Annotated in this window: 16 protein-coding genes; 9 read left to right on the top strand and 7 right to left on the bottom strand. The window is 61.0% G+C overall.

Translation table 11 applies throughout. The features are described 5' to 3' along the window. Positions 1-38: 38 nt before the first annotated feature. Positions 39-476: a metallopeptidase family protein gene (locus GGQ66_RS13395; RefSeq protein WP_183793229.1), complete on the top strand. Its 438-nt coding sequence runs from the start codon at positions 39-41 to the stop codon at positions 474-476. A gap of 9 nt (positions 477-485) precedes the next feature. Here GGQ66_RS13395 and GGQ66_RS13390 read toward each other — a convergent pair whose 3' ends face one another. After that, positions 486-692, bottom strand: coding sequence for a DUF1737 domain-containing protein (locus GGQ66_RS13390; RefSeq protein WP_183793228.1), 207 nt, complete (start codon positions 690-692; stop codon positions 486-488). A gap of 1 nt (position 693) precedes the next feature. Next, the gene (locus GGQ66_RS13385) at positions 694-1,596 is read right to left on the bottom strand and encodes an HpcH/HpaI aldolase/citrate lyase family protein (RefSeq protein WP_183793227.1); all 903 of its coding nucleotides are present in this window, start codon (positions 1,594-1,596) and stop codon (positions 694-696) included. A gap of 155 nt (positions 1,597-1,751) precedes the next feature. Between GGQ66_RS13385 and GGQ66_RS13380 the strand changes: the two genes are divergently transcribed. After that, positions 1,752-1,982, top strand: a complete 231-nt coding sequence (locus tag GGQ66_RS13380; protein ID WP_183793226.1) for a hypothetical protein — start codon at positions 1,752-1,754, stop codon at positions 1,980-1,982. Positions 1,983-2,219: 237 nt separating this feature from the next. Continuing rightward, a complete protein-coding gene (gene leuD / locus GGQ66_RS13375; RefSeq protein ID WP_183793225.1) occupies positions 2,220-2,825 on the top strand; it encodes a 3-isopropylmalate dehydratase small subunit in 606 nt (201 codons plus the stop codon). A 106-nt stretch (positions 2,826-2,931) separates the two neighbouring features. Here the strand turns inward: leuD and GGQ66_RS13370 are convergent, their stop codons facing one another. Beyond that, positions 2,932-3,387: a pseudoazurin gene (locus GGQ66_RS13370; protein ID WP_370686347.1), complete on the bottom strand. Its 456-nt coding sequence runs from the start codon at positions 3,385-3,387 to the stop codon at positions 2,932-2,934. Between the two features lie 229 nt (positions 3,388-3,616). Here GGQ66_RS13370 and leuB point away from each other — a divergent pair, with 229 nt between their 5' ends. Together leuB and GGQ66_RS13360 are read left to right on the top strand one after the other, a co-directional pair. After that, positions 3,617-4,729, top strand: coding sequence for a 3-isopropylmalate dehydrogenase (gene leuB / locus GGQ66_RS13365; protein WP_183793224.1), 1,113 nt, complete (start codon positions 3,617-3,619; stop codon positions 4,727-4,729). Positions 4,730-4,871: 142 nt separating this feature from the next. Then, entirely contained in the window at positions 4,872-5,525 is a 654-nt protein-coding gene (locus tag GGQ66_RS13360) for a phosphatase PAP2 family protein (protein ID WP_183793223.1), read from the top strand. 74 nt (positions 5,526-5,599) lie between these two features. On the opposite strand, the gene GGQ66_RS13355 is transcribed toward GGQ66_RS13360, so the two are convergent. Next, positions 5,600-7,471 carry an MFS transporter gene (locus GGQ66_RS13355; RefSeq protein ID WP_183793222.1) on the bottom strand — a complete coding sequence of 624 codons (1,872 nt, stop codon included), beginning with the start codon at positions 7,469-7,471 and terminating at the stop codon, positions 5,600-5,602. Between the two features lie 269 nt (positions 7,472-7,740). On the opposite strand from GGQ66_RS13355, the gene GGQ66_RS13350 reads away from it, so the two are divergent. From GGQ66_RS13350 to GGQ66_RS13340, 3 genes are all read left to right on the top strand, one after another. After that, positions 7,741-8,301, top strand: a complete 561-nt coding sequence (locus GGQ66_RS13350; protein ID WP_183793221.1) for an NADPH-dependent FMN reductase — start codon at positions 7,741-7,743, stop codon at positions 8,299-8,301. 319 nt (positions 8,302-8,620) lie between these two features. Further along, positions 8,621-9,649: an aspartate-semialdehyde dehydrogenase gene (locus GGQ66_RS13345; protein ID WP_183793220.1), complete on the top strand. Its 1,029-nt coding sequence runs from the start codon at positions 8,621-8,623 to the stop codon at positions 9,647-9,649. 238 nt (positions 9,650-9,887) lie between these two features. After that, entirely contained in the window at positions 9,888-10,697 is an 810-nt protein-coding gene (locus tag GGQ66_RS13340; RefSeq protein ID WP_183793219.1) for a lytic murein transglycosylase, read from the top strand. A 77-nt stretch (positions 10,698-10,774) separates the two neighbouring features. Here GGQ66_RS13340 and GGQ66_RS13335 read toward each other — a convergent pair whose 3' ends face one another. Continuing rightward, on the bottom strand, positions 10,775-11,416 hold the full coding sequence (locus tag GGQ66_RS13335; protein WP_183793218.1) for a carbonic anhydrase: 642 nt from the start codon (positions 11,414-11,416) through the stop codon (positions 10,775-10,777). A gap of 85 nt (positions 11,417-11,501) precedes the next feature. Further along, positions 11,502-12,377 (bottom strand): pyridoxal kinase PdxY, encoded by an 876-nt coding sequence (gene pdxY / locus GGQ66_RS13330; RefSeq protein ID WP_183793217.1) that lies wholly within the window; start codon positions 12,375-12,377, stop codon positions 11,502-11,504. Positions 12,378-12,622: 245 nt separating this feature from the next. Between pdxY and GGQ66_RS13325 the strand changes: the two genes are divergently transcribed. Further along, the gene (locus tag GGQ66_RS13325; RefSeq protein WP_183793216.1) at positions 12,623-17,407 is read left to right on the top strand and encodes an NAD-glutamate dehydrogenase; all 4,785 of its coding nucleotides are present in this window, start codon (positions 12,623-12,625) and stop codon (positions 17,405-17,407) included. Between the two features lie 81 nt (positions 17,408-17,488). Here the strand turns inward: GGQ66_RS13325 and purH are convergent, their stop codons facing one another. After that, on the bottom strand, positions 17,489-19,105 hold the full coding sequence (purH, locus tag GGQ66_RS13320) for a bifunctional phosphoribosylaminoimidazolecarboxamide formyltransferase/IMP cyclohydrolase (RefSeq protein WP_183793215.1): 1,617 nt from the start codon (positions 19,103-19,105) through the stop codon (positions 17,489-17,491). Positions 19,106-19,185: the final 80 nt, after the last annotated feature.

Raw genomic sequence — 19,185 nt, 5'->3', positions numbered from 1 at the left:
AGAGCAACCCGGACAGGGACCGCTCGACCGGAGTGAAGATGGCCCGCATTGACCAGACCGACGATTGGCGGGATCGCCACGCGCCGACGCTCAGCGTGTTCGAATCGTTGGCCATTGATGCCTATGGCAACCTGCCGCATGAATTTCGCGCACTGACGACGGATCTGACGATCGAAATCTCGGATTTTCCGACCGACGACGTGTTCGAGGACATGGCGCTGGAAACGCCCTTCGATCTGCTGGGTCTCTTCGAAGGCCGCGGCATTTCAGAGCGTTTCACCATGGAAACGGGCGAACTTCCGAACCGCATCACGCTCTATCGCCGCCCGATCCTCGACTACTGGGCCGAAAACGAGGAAACGCTGGGCGATATCATCACCCACGTCCTGATCCACGAGATCGGTCACCATTTCGGCCTCTCCGACGATGACATGGAACGCATCGAGGAAAGCGCCGAGGCCTCGGCGCAGCGCTGATGGTAGCGCTTACTGTTCGCCGAGCTTGATGTCCGGTGAATAGTCCTTGCCTTCCACCTCTTTCGTCACCGCCTGGCCGCATTGCATCGTGCCGGTGGCGGCATTGAAGGCATAGGTGGGCGACCCCGAAAGTTCCCACCCCTTGTTCAGCGCCGCCGTAATCTTGTGGCAGAAGCTGGCATCGTCGGGACCGGTGAGGAAACGGTAAAGCTTCATTTCAATTCTCCCGCTGGGCCGCAAGCCGTGCCCTGGTGGCCAGCCGTTCGGCCTCCGCCACATGCAGACGCTCGATCATGCGACCGTTGACGTTCAGTACGTTTAAACCCGCCGCCGCCGGATCGGCAAAAGCGGCGATGATGGCTTCCGCTTCCGCGGCTTCCGCCGGATCAGGGGCAAAGAAGCGGTTGGCCGCCTCGATCTGCGCCGGGTGGATCAGCATCTTGCCGTCATAGCCCATGGAACGCCCCTGCCGGCATTCCGCCGCAAAGACTTCCAGATCGCGGAAATCGTTGCAGACGCTGTCGATCACCTCGACGCCATAGGCGCGCGCGGCCAACACCACCTGCATCAGCCAGGGCACGAGATAGGTGCGCCCCGGTTCCATCGGTATGCCGGTATCCTTGCGCAGATCGTTGAGACCGACGACGAAGGCACCGAGACGGGCGCCATCCGTGCGGCCGCTGCGGGCGATCGCCGCCGCGTTCAGCACACCACGCGGCGTTTCCATCATCGCCCAGACCTCGACCGAGGGCGTCACGCCGGCCTCGTCCAGTAGATCGGCCACCGTCGCCACGTCCTCCGGCTCATCGACCTTCGGAATCAGCACCGCATCGGGCGCGAGCCGGATGACGGTTTCCATGTCGAGCGCACCGAATTCACTCGAAAGCGCATTGATGCGGATGATATTCTCCCGCCCCTCAAGCCTGCCTTCATCGAAGAAACGGACGAGGTTCTCGCGGGCCTCCTGCTTCTTTTCCGGCGCCACGGAATCCTCAAGGTCGAAGATCACGCCATCGGCGGCCAGCGAGCGTGCCTTTTCGAGCGCACGCGGGTTGATGGCGGGCACGCTGAGAAGCGAGCGGCGCAGGCGGACGGGGCGGGAAACGGTTCTATCTGTCATGCCACCCGTTCTGCCAAGGTTTCCGAACCGGCGCAAGCCATACGAAATGGCATGCAACGCGCCTAAATTTGCCGGATTCGCGCAATATCCAAGATTCGTCCTTGCAGTCGGGGGAAGGCGGGACCACATTATTCATCGTGAAAGGATCACGACTCATGAACAATATCCGTTCCCTCTTTCTGGGCCTTCTGAGTGTTGCCGTCATTGCCGGCACCGTGCTTTTGACGGCTTCGTTCCTGGCTTTGGTGGCCGGTCTCGCAGCGGTGACGTTGATCGCCCGCATGCTGATGCCCGCGCCGAAGCGCGCCCCCGTCTATGCCAAGGCTCGCAAGGCTGAGGAGATGCGGATCTGGAACGACGGTCGCGGCACGATCATCGACCAGTAAGATTGCAAAAATCACCCGCGAAACGGCGATCCTGACGCAGGATCGTACCGTTTGCGCTGACATTCGGCTTCTCAAACCCGCGATTTTGCACTATGTGCGGAGTAAATCGCGGGCCTTGTGCTGAGAAGCGATGCCGGAGTGGAACCTGCCCGGCGAACGCGCCCGCGAAAACCGGATTTAGAGACGGCGCGCATAGCGACTTGAGACCCGAGACCGCAAGCGCCCTTGGAGGATTGGATGGACAAGTTCGTCAAGCTCACCGGCGTCGCCGCCCCGATGCCTGTCGTCAACATCGACACCGATATGATCATTCCGAAGGATTACCTGAAGACGATCAAGCGCACGGGTCTCGGCAAGGGCCTCTTCGCAGAAGCCCGCTATCTGGACGACGGCTCGCCGAACCCGGATTTCATCCTGAACAAGCCGGCCTATGAAGGCGCCAAGATTCTTGTCGCCGGCGACAATTTCGGCTGCGGTTCCTCGCGTGAACATGCGCCCTGGGCGCTTCTCGACTTCGGGATCCGCTGCGTGATCTCCACCAGTTTCGCCGACATCTTTTACAACAACTGTTTCAAGAACGGCATTCTGCCGATCATCGTCAGCCCGGAAGATCTCGACAAGCTGATGGACGACGCCTCGCGCGGCTCCAACGCCATCGTGACGGTCGATTTAGAAAACCAGGAAATCACTGGCCCGGACGGCGGATCGATCAAGTTCGAGATCGATGCCTTCCGTCGCCACTGCCTGCTGAACGGCCTCGACGATATCGGCCTGACGCTGGAAAAGGCCGGATCGATCCAGAGCTTCGAAAAGGCCCGCGAAACGGCTCAGCCCTGGGCCTGATTTCCGGCAGGATACCCATCAAAAAAAGCCAGCCGCCCGAAAGGACGGCTGGCTTTTTCATGCCACGGGGATGGAGAGGGCCACCTGGCGCAGCCCCCGTCATCGATCAGGGCGCTTCGGCCTTGGCGATGTCAGCCACGAAGCGGTCCTGCGACTTCTTCGGGAACTTGATGGCCTTGACCTTGTCGAGATTGGCGGGAACGCCATCACCGGCAACGATTAGGCCGACCATGCCGAGACCGAGATGCGGGATGCACTTGACCGGATAGGCACCGGCGACGGACAGCGTCACGGTGACCTTCTCGTTGAGCTTGCCTTTGAACTCTTCGGCGCCATCTGGAAGACCTTCCTTGACGGCATCGACCTGATGGCCCTTGTCCGTCGGAACGAAGGTGACGGTGTCGCCCACGGCAACGCGCAGGAAGGACGGTTCGAAGACCATGGCTTCACCGTCGGAACCCTTGTTGAGCATCTTGATTTCATGATCAGCCGCCATTGCCGGAGCAGCAGCCATCGCAAGAAGAATCGCAGCCGCAAGCGGCTTCGCAAATACGTTCATCATCGTTGTCTCCATTTTGACACCCGGCGCGAACTTGCCCTTCTGCCGGCTGCTTCATCAACGCTTAGAGCGTAATACCACGGCCCCTAAAAGATGACATTACGCCACAGGACTGAAACCGTTCTAAAAGACACGAAAACCGGCCTTTCCCGTACCGTTCGGGCGCGAGAAGTCCTTGTATTCGCCGCGGGCGGGGACTAAAAACCGCCCAAACCCCTGAGGAGGCTTATCCATGACCACCCGTTCCCTTTTCCTGCTTCCCGGCGATGGCATCGGCACCGAGACGATGGCGGAAGTCCGCAAGATCATTGCCTGGATGAACGAAGCCCAGGGCGCCGGCTTCGTGACCGACGAAGGCCTCGTCGGCGGCAGCGCCTATGACGCCCACGGCGTCGCGATTTCCGAAGGCGACATGAAGAAGGCCCTCGCGGCTGACGCCGTTCTGTTCGGTGCCGTCGGCGGCCCGAAGTGGGACAACGTTCCCTATGACGTGCGACCGGAAGCCGGCCTGCTGCGTCTGCGCAAGGATCTGGCCCTCTTCGCCAACCTGCGCCCGGCGATCTGCTACCCGGCGCTGGCCGATGCATCCTCGCTGAAGCCGGAACTCGTTCAGGGCCTCGATATCCTGATCGTGCGCGAACTGACCGGCGGCGTCTATTTCGGTGAACCGAAGCAGATCACCGATCTCGGCAACGGCCAGAAACGCGCCGTCGATACACAGGTCTATGACACCTTCGAGATCGAGCGTATTGCCGCCGTGGCCTTCGAGCTGGCCCGCACTCGCAGGAACGCTGTCTGCTCGATGGAAAAGCGCAACGTCATGAAGTCGGGTGTGCTGTGGAACGAAGTGGTCACCGCCACCCACAAGGACCGCTACGCAGACGTGCAGCTCTCCCACATGCTGGCCGATGCCGGCGGCATGCAGCTCGTTCGCCAGCCGAAGCAGTTCGACGTCATCGTGACCGATAACCTGTTCGGCGACATGCTTTCGGATATCGCCGCCATGCTGACGGGTTCGCTCGGCATGCTGCCGTCGGCCTCGCTCGGCGCTCCGGACCCGGTTACCGGCAAGCGTAAGGCCATGTACGAGCCGGTCCACGGCTCGGCCCCGGACATTGCGGGAGAAGGCATTGCCAACCCGATCGCCATGATCGCCTCCTTCGCCATGTGCCTGCGCTATTCGTTCAACATGGTTGCCGAAGCCGACAGGCTGGAACAGGCCATCGCCAACGTGCTCGAAAAGGGCATCCGCACCGGCGACATCATGGCGCCCGGTTGCCGCAAGGTCGGCACCACGGAGATGGGCGACACCATTCTCGCCGAGTTCAAGGCCCTGTCGGCCTGACCCGAATCGCCTGACGCACGACAAGTTGAAACCCGCTGGCGGTACCGCCGGCGGGTTTTTCTCGTTACGGGGTTTGAAACGATGCCGGGACGACTATGTAGGACCGGACCTTAACCAAAAGACGATGACCCCAGAGGACCCCATGAGTGAACCGAAAAGCCGGAAACCGACGGTGCAGCCATTATTGACCTCGCCGCGCTGGAACCCGTTGCTCGGACTTGCCTTGGTGCCTCTGCCGGCCCTGGCATTCCTCTTCCTCGACGAACGGTCCGTCCGTATGGAAAATCACTGGCCGGACGTGCTGGTAACCTTTGCCGCCCTCACCAGTGATTTCGTGATGCTCATACCCGTGATGAGCACGCTGGCGCTCTTCACGGGGGTGGCGTTGACGCTTCATGCCATGGCCACGGCTGGCAAGGGCCTCTACACGATGGCATCCGTTATGATGGCAAGCGGCATTACCCACGTGCTCAAGCCGCTGATCGGGCGTGCCCGCCCTACCGTGTTCGCCGAACACGGTCTGTTCGGCCGCAAGGCTCTGGACGGCGCTTTCGATTATGTCAGCTTTCCCTCGGGGCACGCCACCCACGCCGGCGCGCTCTTCGCCGCTCTCGCCTTCTGCTTCCCGAAATACCGCCTGGTCTTTCTGGTGCTGGCGCTCTGGTTCGCCATGAGCCGCATCCTGCTCGGCGTACACTACCCGAGCGACGTCATCGCCGGCCTTCTGGTCGGGCTTGGATCAGCGTTTGTATTGGCCCGCCTCGCCGCCCGTCGTGGCCTTGTTTTTTCACGCTAACGTCTTTCCCAATAAAAAGCCCGGCGCTTTAGGAAGCGCCGGGCCGTTTTTCATTCGTCCTTTTGAAGCGACGATTACTGCGAGATGTCCTTGCCCTTGGTTTCCTTGAGGAAGATCAGACCGACAAGGAAGGTAAAGCCGGCAATGATGATCGGATACCAGAGACCGTAGTAGATATCACCCTTGGCGGCGCTCATTGCGAAGGCCGTTGCCGGGAGAAGACCACCAAACCAGCCGTTACCGATATGGTAGGGCAGAGACATGCCGGTGTAGCGGATGCGGGTCGGGAACATTTCAACCAGCAGGGCAGCGATCGGGCCGTACACCATCGTCACGTAGATGACGAGGATGAGCAGAATGCCGATCATGGGAACCCACTTGATGGCGGCGTGATCGGCAAACATGGCGAAGGCGCCTGCACCCTTGATCGTGTAGACCGACATCGAGGTCTGACCAGCAGCCTGTTCGGCCGTCAGCAGCTTGGCTTCGATGAGCTCTTCCGTCGTAACGATGGACTTTTCACCGGCGCGGATAGCGGTCGCATCAAGGTTCAGTTCCGGGTTGGCTGCAATGAAGGCATCCAGGCGGGTTTCCGGAACCTTGATTTCGCCGCGCTTCAGCGGGTAACCGTTGGTCTGCAGGGCAAGGTTGACGCCCTTTTCGAATGCTGCAGCCTTGGCCTTTGCATCTGCATCGGTTGCCGCATAGCCCGGGATCATCGATTCGCCGATCTTGATGGAGGCGACCTGACCAGCCTGGCCCGGGACGACATCATAGGGAACCGAGTTCTTGGTGAGGAACGCCGTGGCAACGTCGCACGAGGTCGTGAACTTGGCAGTACCGGTCGGGTTGAACTGGAAGTTACAATCCTTCGGGTCTGCGGTCACAGTGGCGCGGATGGTTTCCTGGGCCTGGGCGAGAGCCGGGTTTGCCGTCCAGGTCAGAGCCTTGAACAGCGGGAAGTAGGTCAGCGTGGCGAGCAGCAGGCCAGCCAGGATGACAGGCTTGCGGCCGATCTTGTCCGACAGCCAACCGAAGAACAGGAAGAAGCCGGTGCCGAGTGCGAGCGAGACGGCAACAGCAATGTTGGCGTCCTGGGCCGGGATCTTCAGAACGTTCTGAAGGAAGAACAGAACGTAGAACTGACCGGTGTACCAGACCACGGCCTGACCGGCAGCGGCGCCGAACAGGGCGAGAAGGGCGATCTTGGCATTCTTCCACTGACCGAAAGCTTCCGAAATCGGAGCCTTCGACTGCTTGCCCTCTTCCTTCATCTTCTTGAAGGCCGGCGATTCGCTCATCGTCATACGGATGAGAACGGAAACACCGAGCAGAAGAACGGAGACGAGGAACGGAATGCGCCAGCCCCAATCGGCAAAGGCAACCGGGCCCATCGCCGTCTGAATGCCGAGAATGACGAGCAGCGACAGGAACAGGCCGAGCGTTGCAGTCGTCTGGATCCAGGCAGTGTAGAAGCCGCGACGGTTGTCCGGAGCGTGCTCGGCCACGTAGGTGGCGGCACCGCCATATTCACCGCCGAGCGCCAGACCCTGAAGCATGCGCAGGATGATCAGGATGGTCGGTGCGAGAATGCCGATGGTCTGCGAACCGGGCAGAAGACCCACGAGGAAGGTCGAGGCGCCCATGATCACGATGGTGACGAGGAAGGTGTACTTGCGGCCGACGAGGTCGCCCAGACGACCGAATACCAGAGCGCCGAACGGGCGCACCAGGAAGCCTGCCGCGAAGGCGAGCAGGGTAAAGATGTTACGGGTCGCTTCCGGATACTGCGAGAAGAAGTGCGAACCGATGTAGAGAGCGAGTGAACCGTAGAGGTAGAAGTCGTACCATTCGAAGACGGTACCGAGCGAGGACGCGAAGATAACCTTGCGTTCCTCACGGGTCATGCGCGCCGGGGCTGCCCCAGCGGTGGCGACATTAGCCATGATTATTCCTCCAAAAAACCCCAGTGACACATCACAACCCAGGTTTCCTCCTCCGGGCGCCCGGTACGGGCTTAAGATGCGTTCCAACTATCAATGACAGAAAAGTCAGCGTTCGTGCATCATGTCTTTCGGATAACGACTTTAGTCTAATGCACCGAAGCAAATTGTCGCAGCTTCGTCGCACGCGCCGTCAATGGAACCGGCTTCACCAATGGTCCGTTTCATGGTTGCATGCGCCATCAATAACGCGGACAAGCGGAGTAAAATACATGATATCAATCGCCGGAATTTCGGGAAGTCTTCGCAAGGGCTCGTTGAACGCCGCCCTGCTGGAGGCCTGTGCTGCCGCCGCGCCGGAAAATCTAACCCTTTCAATTGGCACGATAAAAGGAATTCCGTTGTATGATGGCGATGTGGAGACGGCGAACGGCATTCCGCTCGCCGTTGCCACCCTGAAAACGCTGGTAGCCGGCGCAGACGGACTTCTGATCGTCACGCCCGAATACAACAATTCGATCCCCGGCGTGCTGAAGAACGCCATCGACTGGATGAGTCGCGGCGGTGACATGAAGGCCGTATTCGGCGGCAAGCCTGTGGCAATCGCCGGCGCATCTCCCGGCGGCTTCGGCACCATCCTTTCACAAAATGCATGGCTCCCCGTGATCAAGGCACTCGGCGCAACGCCGTGGAACGGCGGCCGCCTGCTGGTGTCGCGCGCCAACACCCGCTTCGATGCAGAAGGCAGGCTCACCGACGAGAAGACGCAGGCCGATATTGCCGCCTTCATGGCGGATTTCGGAGCCTTCGTCGCCGCGCAGAGCGGCAAATGAAGCGCACGGCCCCCTGAACAGCCCGGATTGCTTGACTCCGCCGCAAAATACCGTAATAGCAGCGGCGGACAAGGAAACCACGATGCTTCGTGACAGCGTGAACATGGCTGACAGTTTCAACCCGGCGCTTTGCGGCGGGATGGTTCTTCCTGTTTCGAATTTCAGCAAAACAACGGCCAAAACGACGACGAAAACCGTCTGACGTCCTTGGCCCGCCGCTCTCTCCCCGGCTCGGCTGGGGACAGGAAGACCGATGCCGTCTTAGGCTTGGCTTCCCCCCTCACCGACCCCGAGGAGAGAAGAGAAAGAGAGCTTGATCATGGGTTTCAAAGTTGCTGTAGCGGGCGCGACCGGAAATGTCGGCCGTGAAATGCTCAACATCCTCGCCGAACGCGGTTTCCCCGCATCGGAAGTCGTGGCGCTTGCCTCGGCGCGCTCGCAGGGCACGGAAGTGTCGTTCGGCGACAAGGTGCTGAAGGTCCAGAACCTCGAGAACTACGATTTCTCCGACACCGATATCTGCCTGATGTCGGCCGGTGGCGATGTCTCGAAGAAGTGGTCGCCGAAGATCGGCGCACAGGGTTGCGTCGTCATCGACAACTCTTCCGCCTGGCGTTACGACGCCGACGTTCCGCTGATCGTGCCCGAAGTGAACCCGGACGCCGTTTCCGGCTTTACCAAGCGCAACATTATCGCCAACCCGAACTGCTCGACGGCCCAGCTCGTCGTGGCGCTGAAGCCGCTGCATGACGCGGCCACCATCAAGCGTGTCGTCGTTTCCACCTACCAGTCGGTGTCCGGCGCCGGCAAGGAAGGCATGGACGAACTGTTCACCCAGACCCGCGCCGTCTTCGTTGCCGATCCGATCGAGAACAAGAAGTTCACCAAGCGCATCGCCTTCAACGTTATTCCGCATATCGACGTCTTCATGGAAGACGGCTACACGAAGGAAGAGTGGAAGGTTCTGGCCGAAACCAAGAAGATGCTCGACCCGAAGATCAAAGTGACCTGCACCGCCGTACGCGTACCGGTCTTCATCGGCCATTCCGAATCCGTGAACATCGAGTTCGAGAAGGAAATCACCGCCGATCAGGCCCGTGATATCCTGCGCGAGGCACCGGGCTGCCTCGTCATCGACAAGCACGAGAACGGCGGCTACATCACCCCGATCGAATGCGCCGGCGAAGACGCAACCTATATCTCGCGTATTCGCGAGGACGCGACCGTCGAGAACGGCCTGAACATCTGGGTCGTCTCCGACAACCTGCGCAAGGGTGCAGCGCTCAACGCGATCCAGATCGCTGAGCTTCTGGTCAACCGCGCGCTCATCAAGCCGAAGGCTGCCTGACAAGGCTTAGAAAGGCCGGGCCCTGCATACGCAAGCCCGGCCTTTCAATGACGCAGACGTTTCTTGACTTGTCGTGATGGTTTCGGAAACGTTAATCCGATTTTTAGGATTCGCGGGTACCACAACTGCGAGTAAAGGCGCTTTTGGGGCGCGAGCGTGGATTTACCTGGCCGGATCGGCAATGGAAGATCGGCGTCGGGTTCCTCGGGATCAGGGTTCAACAGACGGGGTTTCTTTCATGCGCATGGCGAAATTCGCTTTGACATTTGCAACATTCGCAGCACTTGCCGCGCCGGCGGCGGCTGCCACCTGCGGCAACACCTCCGCAGGCTTCGATGCCTGGGTTGGCGCCTTCAAGAAGGAAGCCGCAGGCCAGGGCGTACCGGCATCGGTGCTCGACAAGGCTTTCTCGAACGTGAACTACAATCAGGCGACGATCCGCGCTGACCGTGGCCAGCATTCCTTCAAACTGTCCTTCGATCAGTTCATGCAGAAGCGCGGCGGCCAGGCGATCATTTCCCGCGGCAAGGGCATGAAGAAGTCGAACGCCGCCCTGTTCTCTTCCATCGAGCGCCGCTATGGCGTTCCCGCCGGCCCGCTAATTGCCATCTGGGGCATGGAAACCGGCTTCGGAAGCTTCATGGGGAACGAACACACCATGTCGGCCGTGGCAACGCTTGCCTATGATTGCCGCCGCTCCGACTACTTCACCGACCAACTCTACGCCGCGCTCCAGCTTTTCGGTCAGGGTACGCTGAATTCAAGCTCCAAGGGTGCCGCCCATGGCGAAATCGGCCAGACGCAGTTCCTGCCGCGCAACGTCGCCCGCTTCGGTGCCGACGGCGACGGCGACGGCCGTATCGACCTCGTGCGTTCGCGCGCCGATGCGCTTGCTTCGACCGCCAACTTCTTGAAGGGCCACGGCTGGCGCGCCGGTGCCGGCTACCAGCAGGGCCAGCCGAACTTCAGCGCCATTCAGGGCTGGAACGCTGCCAGTGTCTACCAGCAGGCAATTGCCTATATCGGTGCTGCCATCGACGCCCAGTAAGAGCGTAAACAATCGAATGCAAAAGAGCCCCGGTTTTGCGACCGGGGCTCTTTTGTTTGAAGGAAAGGATTGCTGTTTCAGACCTGCGGGCGGATGAAATCGCCGGAATCGCCGTCCATGACCCACAATTCGCCACTCGAAATATCGAACCAGGCACCGTGGATATGCACTTCGCCAGCCTTCTCCCGTTCTCTCACGAAGGGGAAGCTACGCAGATTATTGACCGAATTGCGGATCGAGACGCGTTCAAGCGCTGTCTGTCGCTCACCAGCCGTCAGAAGCGAACTGGTCTGGATTTGTTCGGCTGCCGGCTTGAGCAGCCCCATCCAGTCCCCAATGAAGTCGCCATCGGAGAGCGGCGTAAAGCTCGGCGAAAGCGCGGCCTGAATACCACCGCATCGACCATGACCCATGATGACCACATTCGCGACCTTTAATACCTGAATGGCATACTCGATCGCCGCCGATGTGGCGTGATGGCTGCCGTCCGGCGCATAGGGAGGAATGAGGTTGGCGACGTTTCTCACGACGAACAGTTCGCCGGGAGAGCTGTTGAAAATGATCTCGGGCGCAGCACGGGAATCGCAACAAGCAATAAGAAGTGTATGCGGTTGCTGGCCATGATCGGCCAGTTCTACATACCTGTCACGCTCCGCCGTGTAACGTCCGGCCATGAAACTGCGGTAGCCCGCAAGCAGATACTCTGGAAACCGTTGCATGGCGTCAGCAATTACATCCAAGACTGAAGATTGGCAACTTGTTCTTTCGGCGAATATTGCAGCGCAGCATTGCACAATTTGCGTTTCAACGCGGCCTTCGACTTGCCGGATGCAGAAGACGGCGCATCTGAACCATCGCCATGGGCCGTGACAGGCTGGCGGCATCGGCGGCGAGCGTCAACTCGTCGCTGCCCCGTTTGGCGGTGCGGGCAATCAGCTCGAACACGCTGGCGGTGGCCAATTGCAGCGCCTTTTCCTCGTCCATGCCCGACAGCAGCCGGGACAGGAACAAGGCCGCGAGAAGATCGCCGAGCCCGTTTGGCGGATTGCCGATGGCGCGGTGTTCGGCGAGCAGCGCATTGCGACCGGACAGAAAGAGATTGCCGGTTCCGCCCGTCATCATGGAGAAGGCCGAGGTGACGAGCATCTTCTGCGGCCCGAGCGACAGGGCTGCATCGATGATCTGGTTGTTATCCTCCAGCGGTGCACCGGAAAGCCAGGCCAACTCGAACCGGTTCGGCGTGGCGAGGGTCGCCAGCGGCAGAAGATGGTCGCGGATCGCCAACGCCGTCTTTTCCGGCACGTAAAGGCCGCCGAGATCCCCCATGACCGGATCGCAGACATAAAGAAGGTCGGGATTTTTTTCCCTGAGAGCCGAAACCAGCCGGGCAACGGCCACCGGCTGTTCCGCAGAACCGAAATAGCCGGTCAGCACGGCCTTCACCTCGCCAAGCTTCGGTGAGGCGATGAGATCGTCGATGGCGCGCGAGAAACTCTCGTCAGGAATGAGCATGCGCGTCGAGGGGCCATGACCGGGATGCCAGGGCATGAGCACCGTCGGCATGGACCAGACCGGATGTCCCAGCGTTTCCAGCGCGAAAACGGCGGCACGATTGCCCACCGAGCCGCGCACTACATGACTGGAAATGGCGATGACCGCCCCCGGTACTGATTCCGACATGACGAGATTTTCCAATGGTAAGAGCTGACTGTTGATCGGTCCTTTTGACCCTCCCTGTCAACATCAGCGTGACAAGCGTGTGACTTTCGCGATTTTCGCGCATTTTTCGGTGAAGTACGCTGCCAAACGCAAAAGAAGGGCATCATTTCGCGCAAAGTTTGTATTTCAATGCGAAAAGCTACATGATTTGACAAGGTTTGCGGATCAATCCTGCCCGGCAGGGATGGAAACCAGGGAGAGAGAAAATGGGCGCGGCCAGCACTTCGAGGCGCGACAGGAAGATCGACACGGCACGGCTGATGGCCCGCAATGGCCGGGAGCCGCATCTCGACCCCGGTTTGCTGTTCAGCCACGCCAGCAATGACGATCTCGAGCGCTACACGCCGGAAATGCTGGCCACCAGCGCCACCCATGCGGCAAAGGAACTCGCCGCCTGGAAAGGTGGCGAACCGCGCGTTACGATCGGCCCCGTTTCAGGCATCGACTTTTCCGGCGAGCCGGCCACGGTCATCTCGATCGTGGCACGCAACATGCCGTTCCTCTACGATTCGGTCATGGGCGAGGTGGCCGCGGAAAGCCGCGACATTCACCTTGCGATCCATCCCATTCTCGTTGAATCCGCACCGAAACAGTACCGTCTGTTCACGCCCGCGACCGATCAGGCGCCCGGCCGCCAGATCAGCCATATCCAGATCCACCTGACCGCCCTCGAAAAGGCCCGCGCCGCCGCACTGGCCGAGCGGATCGGCTACGTGCTGTCCCAGGTGGAACTGGCGAGCAACGGCTGGACGCCGATGCTTTCGCTGCTCAACGAAGCCATGGCCGAACTCGAAGCCGTGGATGCCGGCGCCCGCACAGCGGACCGCGACGAGGCCATCGCCTTCCTCGACTGGCTGCGCAGCGACAATTTCACCTTCCTCGGCATGCGGGAATATGTCTATAGTGGCACCGGCGAGACGGCGAAGTTCGAGCGTGGCGAAAAGCCCGGCCTCGGCATTCTCTCCGATCCGAGCGTTCTCGTGCTGCGCCGGGGCAAGGAAGCGGTGATGACCACACCGGAAATCCTTGCCTTTCTTGAAGGACCGGATTTCCTGATCGTCACCAAGGCCAACGCCAAGTCCGTGGTGCACCGCCGCGCCTACATGGATTATGTCGGCGTCAAACGCTTCGACAAGGACGGCAAGGTCATCGGAGAGCTCCGCATTGCCGGTCTCTTCACCTCCACCGCCTATACCCGCTCCGTCAGCCAGATCCCGCTTCTGCGCCGCAAGGTCAGCCGTGTTTCGGAGCGCTTCGATTTCGATGTCCGCAGCCATTCCGGCCGCCGGCTTCAGAACACGCTGGAAGCCTATCCGCGTGACGATCTCTTCCAGATCGATGTCGACCTGCTGACCAATTTCTGCGACCAGATCAACGATCTCGCCGAACGCCCCCGCGTGCGGGTTCTGCCGCGCATCGACCGCTTCGATCGCTTCGTTTCTCTCATCGTCTACGTGCCGCGCGAGGACTATAATTCCGCCGTGCGCGAAAAGATCGGTCAGTTCATGGCTGCGGCCTACGAGGGCCATGTCTCCGCCTACTACCCCGCCTTCCCGGAAGGCGGCGTCGCCCGCGTTCACATCATCATCGGTCGACGCGGCGGCAAGACCCCGGATATCAGTCAGGCCCGTCTGGAAGAAGCCGTGCGCCGTATCGTCACCCGCTGGAGCGACCGTCTGGCCGCACTGGCCGGACCGAACGCGCCGCGTCTGGAGGTAAGCCAGGCCTATCAGGAGTCCTTCGCCCCCGAAGATGCGGTTTCCGATCTGCCGTTGATGACGGGCGCGCTTGCGACCGCGACGCCCCATATCGCCTTCCATTATCACTATGATCAGGAAGGCCGCGTTCTTGGCCTCAAGATCTTCAATCCGCATCGGCAGATTCCGCTGTCGAAGCGCGTGCCGCTGCTTGAAAATCTCGGCTTCCGGGTTATCAGCGAACAGACGTTCGAGCTTGAAATCGCCCATGGTGAAGATCGCGATCTGGTCATTCTCCATGACATGGAGCTGGAGACCGAGGGCGGGCGCGTCTTCGACCTGAAGACCCAAGGCCCGGTTCTGGAAGAAGCCTTCCTCGCCGCCTATGCCGAGCGCATCGACAACGACCCCTATAACCGGCTCATTCTGGCAGCCGGCCTCACGGGCCGCGAAACCTCGGTTCTGCGCGCCTATGCCCGCTATCTGCGCCAGACCGGCATCATCTATTCGCCCCACCACATTGCCGAAACGCTGGTGCGCTATCCCGCGATCAGCGCCGCGATCTTCCGCCTGTTCCAGGACAGCTTCGACCCGGGCATTCCCGAAAAGCTGCGACCGAAGAAGCTTGCCGAACATCGCGACGCCATCGCCGAAGGGCTGGCCGCCGTGCCGACGCTGGACGAGGACCGCATCCTGCGCCGGTACGTGAACGCTATCGACGCCACGTTGCGCACCAACTATTTCCAGAAGGATGCCGATGGCGGCATCCCGGCCATGCTGGCTTTCAAGTTCGATCCGGCACTTCTGGCCGATCTGCCGGAGCCGCGCCCCTTCCGCGAAATCTTCGTCTACGGAACGGAGGTCGAGGGTGTGCATCTGCGCTTCGGCAAGGTGGCGCGCGGCGGGTTGCGCTGGTCGGACCGCGCCCAGGATTACCGCACCGAGGTTCTCGGCCTCGTGAAGGCGCAGCAGGTGAAAAACGCCGTGATCGTACCGGTGGGTGCGAAGGGTGGCTTCTATCCGAAGAACCTGCCGGCAGGTGGTAACCGCGACGAGGTATTCAACGCCGGCAAGGAAGCTTACAAGACCTATATCCGCACGCTCCTGTCGATCACCGACAACATCAATGGCGGCAAGGTGATTGCGCCTGCCAATACCGTGCGGCTCGACGGCGATGATCCCTATTTCGTCGTGGCAGCCGACAAGGGCACCGCCACCTTCTCCGATACTGCCAACGGACTGGCGCAGGCCGCCGGTTTCTGGCTGGATGATGCCTTCGCCTCCGGCGGTTCGGCCGGCTATGATCACAAGAAGATGGGCATCACCGCCCGCGGCGCCTGGGAAACCGTGAAGCGTCACTTCCGCGAGATGGACATCGACATCCAGACAACGCCCTTCACCGTGGCCGGTGTCGGTGATATGTCCGGCGACGTCTTCGGCAACGGCATGCTGCTCTCCGAACAGATCCGCCTGATCGCCGCCTTTGATCACCGCGATATCTTCATCGATCCCGATCCGGATATCGCAAAGTCCTTTGCCGAACGCAAACGCATGTTCGACCTGCCACGTTCGAGCTGGCAGGACTATGACCGCAAGACGCTCTCCAAGGGTGCGATGATCATTTCACGCGCCGAGAAATCCGTGACTCTGACACCGGAAGCACAGGCCGCCGTTGGTCTCGACAAGGCGACGGTCACGCCCACCGAAATCATGTCGGCCATTCTCAGGGCGCAGGTTGATCTCTTGTGGTTCGGCGGTATCGGCACCTATGTGAAGGCGCCGGAGGAAACCAGCGCCGATGTGGGCGACCGCGCCAATGATGCGATCCGCGTTTCGGCAACGGAGGTCAGTGCCGCCGTGATCGGCGAGGGGGCAAACCTCGGCGTGACACAGAAAGGCCGTATCGCCTTCGGCCTCAAGGGCGGACGCATCAACTCCGACGCCATCGACAATTCCGCAGGCGTGAACTCTTCCGACGTCGAGGTCAACATCAAGATCGCACTGGCCACCGCCATGCGCGAAGGTCGTCTGACGCGCGAAGCCCGCAACCGCCTGCTGGTGACCATGACCGACGAAGTGGGTCGTCTGGTTCTGCGCAACAACTACCTGCAGGGCCTCGCCATTTCGCTGACGGAACGGCAGGGCGTTGCCAATGGCGAAACGTTGAGCCGGCTCATGAACGTGCAGGAAGCAACTGGTCACCTGAACCGCAAGGTCGAATACCTGCCCTCCGCAGCCGCCTTCACCGAGCGTTATACCGCCGGAAAGCCACTTACCCGGCCAGAAATCGGTGTATTGCTTTCCTATGCCAAGATCACGCTCTGCGATGCGATTGTCGCCAGTGCCCTGCCGGATGATCCGTGGTTTGCCCGCACGCTCGCCGGCTATTTCCCGGAACGCATGCAGAAGATCCACGCCGAGGATATTTCCAGCCATCCGCTGCGCCGGGAAATCATCGCGACCGTACTGGCCAACGAAGTCATCAACCGCGGCGGACCGGGCTTCGTTCAGGCGATGAGCGACGCCACCAGCGCCACCGCCGCCGATGTGGTGCGCGCGGCGGTTCTGGTGCGCGAGGGCTTCGATCTCGACAAGCTCTGGGCCGGCGTCGATGCGCTGGACGGCAAGATCAAGGGCGCATTGCAGCTCGAACTCTATGCCGCGATAGAAATGCTCTACACCGAAGCAACCCGCGTTCTGCTCAAGACCGGTCTCGAAAAGGGTGATATCAACGCAGCGATCCAGAAGATCCGCACGGCGCTGCGCAGCCTCAAACCCGCACTGGCCAGCGCAACGCCTGTCGCCATCGCGGACGAGATTGCCGCCCGCCGCGCCACCTTCACCGAAGCCGGTGTGCCACTGACGCTTGCCGGCGACATTGCCAGCCTGCCGCTGCTGGTGTTGACGCCGGAAGTGCTGCAGGTGGCTGAAAAGACCGGTGCTACGTTGCTCAGGGCCGTCGAAGCCTATTTCGCGGTGTCGCAGACCTTCCGCATTCCGCAGCTTATCCGCAACGGGTCGCGGATCACGACGACGGACCACTACGAGGCGCTGGCGCTTACCCACGGTCTCGACCAGATCGCCACCGCCCGTCGTCAGATCGTCTCCGCCGTTCTGACAGCCCACGGCAAGGAGCGCCAACCCGTGGAAGCCTGGCATGCGAAGGACCGTCTGCGCATCAACCGCGTCGCCGCCGAACTGGTGAACCTCAGCGATAGCGGTGAAATCGGCCTCGCCCGCATCGCCGTCGCCGCCGGGCTGCTGACCGACCTTGCCGCCCAGCACGGCGCATAACAGGACGCAAGTGTTTCACGGGAAACACAAAAAAGGCCGGGAGTGATCCCGGCCTTTTTATGTTTGAAACGACTGATGCGGTTAGTGGCGGAAGTGGCGCATGCCCGTAAAGACCATCGCAACATTGTGTTCGTCGGCAGCATCGATGACTTCCTGGTCGCGCATCGAGCCACCCGGCTGGATGACGGCAGTCGCGCCGGCGGCGATCGCGGCAAGAAGGCCATCCGCGAAGGGATAGAAGGCTTCCGAAGCAACAGACGAACCGTGTGTCAACGGCGTTGCCCAGCCATTGGCCTTGGCGGCATCCTCGGCCTTGATGGCAGCGATGCGGGCGGAATCGACACGGCTCATCTGGCCTGCGCCGATACCGGCGGTCTGGCCGTCCTTGACGTAGATGACGGCGTTCGACTTCACATGCTTGGCCACCTTGAAGGCGAACTTCATGTCGAGCCATTCCTGTTCGGTCGGCGCGCGCTTTGTGACGACCTTGAGATCGAGGTCTTCCACCATGCCATTATCGCGGGTCTGGACCAACAGGCCGCCGGAAACAGTCTTGGCGGTGAGGCCGGGAATGCGCGGATCGGGCAGGGCGCCGGTAGTGAGCAGGCGCAGGTTCTTCTTGGCGGCGATGATTGCCTGGGCTTCTTCCGTCACCTCCGGCGCGATGATGACCTCGGTAAAGAGCTTGACGATCTCTTCCGCAGTCTCCGCATCGAGGAGCGAGTTCACCGCGATAATGCCGCCGAAAGCCGAAGTGGAATCGCAGGCGAGCGCCCGGCGATAGGCTTCGACCAGCGTCGGCGCGACGGCCACGCCGCAGGGGTTGGCATGCTTGATGATCGCCACAGCCGGGCCCTTTTCCGGCGGGAACTCAGCGACGAGTTCGAAGGCGGCATCCGTGTCGTTGATGTTGTTATAGGAAAGCTGCTTGCCCTGCAGAAGCGTTGCCGTAGCCACGCCCGGACGGTTTTCGCCGGTTACGTAGAAGGCCGCCTTCTGGTGCGGGTTCTCGCCGTAGCGCATCTCTTCCTTGAGAACGCCACCGATGACACGGTGACGCGGCGTGTCGATGGCAAGCGCTTCCGCGAACCAGTTGGAAATCATCGCGTCATAGGCCGCGGTACGGGCAAAGGCCTTGGCAGCCATGCGCTGGCGGAAAGAATAGGCCGTCTGGCCGGCATCGGCCTTGAGGCTTTCCAGAAGCTCGGGATAATCGGCGGGATCGGTCAGCGTCACGACATAGGCGTGGTTCTTGGCCGAAGCACGGATCATGGCCGGGCCACCAATATCGATGTTCTCGACGGTCGTCGGATAGTCACCGCCGGCGGCGCGCACTTCCTCGAACGGATAGAGGTTGATCACGGCAAGGTCGATACCCTCGATGCCATGTGCCTTCATCGCGGCAACGTGCTCTTCATCGTCGCGAATGGCGAGGAAGCCGCCGTGAACCATGGGATGCAACGTCTTGACGCGGCCGTCCATGATTTCCGGAAAGCCCGTAACCTCGGAAACGTCGGTAACGGCGATGCCGGCGGCGGCAATCGCCTTGTGGGTGCCGCCGGTCGACAGCAGCTTGACGCCGAGATCGGCAAGCGCGCGGGCGAGTTCAACGATACCGGTCTTGTCCGAAACGGACAGAAGCGCGGTCTTGATCTGCACCTTGTCGGGGGCGGGAATTTTCTTGGAAACGACGGCCACGGTCTTGGCTCCCTGTGTTGAGTGGGGCGACCAAGCGGTGGGGCCGCCTCAAGATGGCGTCGCCCTATCACAGCTTTTGC

This window comes from Allorhizobium borbori (assembly GCF_014196535.1).
Taxonomy (GTDB): domain Bacteria; phylum Pseudomonadota; class Alphaproteobacteria; order Rhizobiales; family Rhizobiaceae; genus Ectorhizobium; species Ectorhizobium borbori.
Note: the sequence above shows the minus strand (reverse complement) of the source record. Positions and strands in the feature narration are given on the sequence as shown.

Bases quoted from the DNA above. Each gene is read 5' to 3' on its own strand.
- GGQ66_RS13360 (WP_183793223.1), top strand. From the start codon at position 4,872: ATGAGTGAACCGAAAAGCCGGAAACCGACGGTGCAGCCATTATTGACC.
- leuD (WP_183793225.1), top strand. From the start codon at position 2,220: ATGGACAAGTTCGTCAAGCTCACCGGCGTCGCCGCCCCGATGCCTGTC.
- GGQ66_RS13355 (WP_183793222.1), bottom strand. From the start codon at position 7,471: ATGGCTAATGTCGCCACCGCTGGGGCAGCCCCGGCGCGCATGACCCGT.
- GGQ66_RS13345 (WP_183793220.1), top strand. From the start codon at position 8,621: ATGGGTTTCAAAGTTGCTGTAGCGGGCGCGACCGGAAATGTCGGCCGT.
- leuB (WP_183793224.1), top strand. From the start codon at position 3,617: ATGACCACCCGTTCCCTTTTCCTGCTTCCCGGCGATGGCATCGGCACC.
- GGQ66_RS13395 (WP_183793229.1), top strand. From the start codon at position 39: ATGGCCCGCATTGACCAGACCGACGATTGGCGGGATCGCCACGCGCCG.
- pdxY (WP_183793217.1), bottom strand. From the start codon at position 12,377: ATGTCGGAATCAGTACCGGGGGCGGTCATCGCCATTTCCAGTCATGTA.
- GGQ66_RS13385 (WP_183793227.1), bottom strand. From the start codon at position 1,596: ATGACAGATAGAACCGTTTCCCGCCCCGTCCGCCTGCGCCGCTCGCTT.
- GGQ66_RS13390 (WP_183793228.1), bottom strand. From the start codon at position 692: ATGAAGCTTTACCGTTTCCTCACCGGTCCCGACGATGCCAGCTTCTGC.
- GGQ66_RS13350 (WP_183793221.1), top strand. From the start codon at position 7,741: ATGATATCAATCGCCGGAATTTCGGGAAGTCTTCGCAAGGGCTCGTTG.
- GGQ66_RS13335 (WP_183793218.1), bottom strand. From the start codon at position 11,416: ATGCAACGGTTTCCAGAGTATCTGCTTGCGGGCTACCGCAGTTTCATG.
- GGQ66_RS13325 (WP_183793216.1), top strand. From the start codon at position 12,623: ATGGGCGCGGCCAGCACTTCGAGGCGCGACAGGAAGATCGACACGGCA.
- GGQ66_RS13340 (WP_183793219.1), top strand. From the start codon at position 9,888: ATGCGCATGGCGAAATTCGCTTTGACATTTGCAACATTCGCAGCACTT.
- GGQ66_RS13370 (WP_370686347.1), bottom strand. From the start codon at position 3,387: ATGATGAACGTATTTGCGAAGCCGCTTGCGGCTGCGATTCTTCTTGCG.
- GGQ66_RS13380 (WP_183793226.1), top strand. From the start codon at position 1,752: ATGAACAATATCCGTTCCCTCTTTCTGGGCCTTCTGAGTGTTGCCGTC.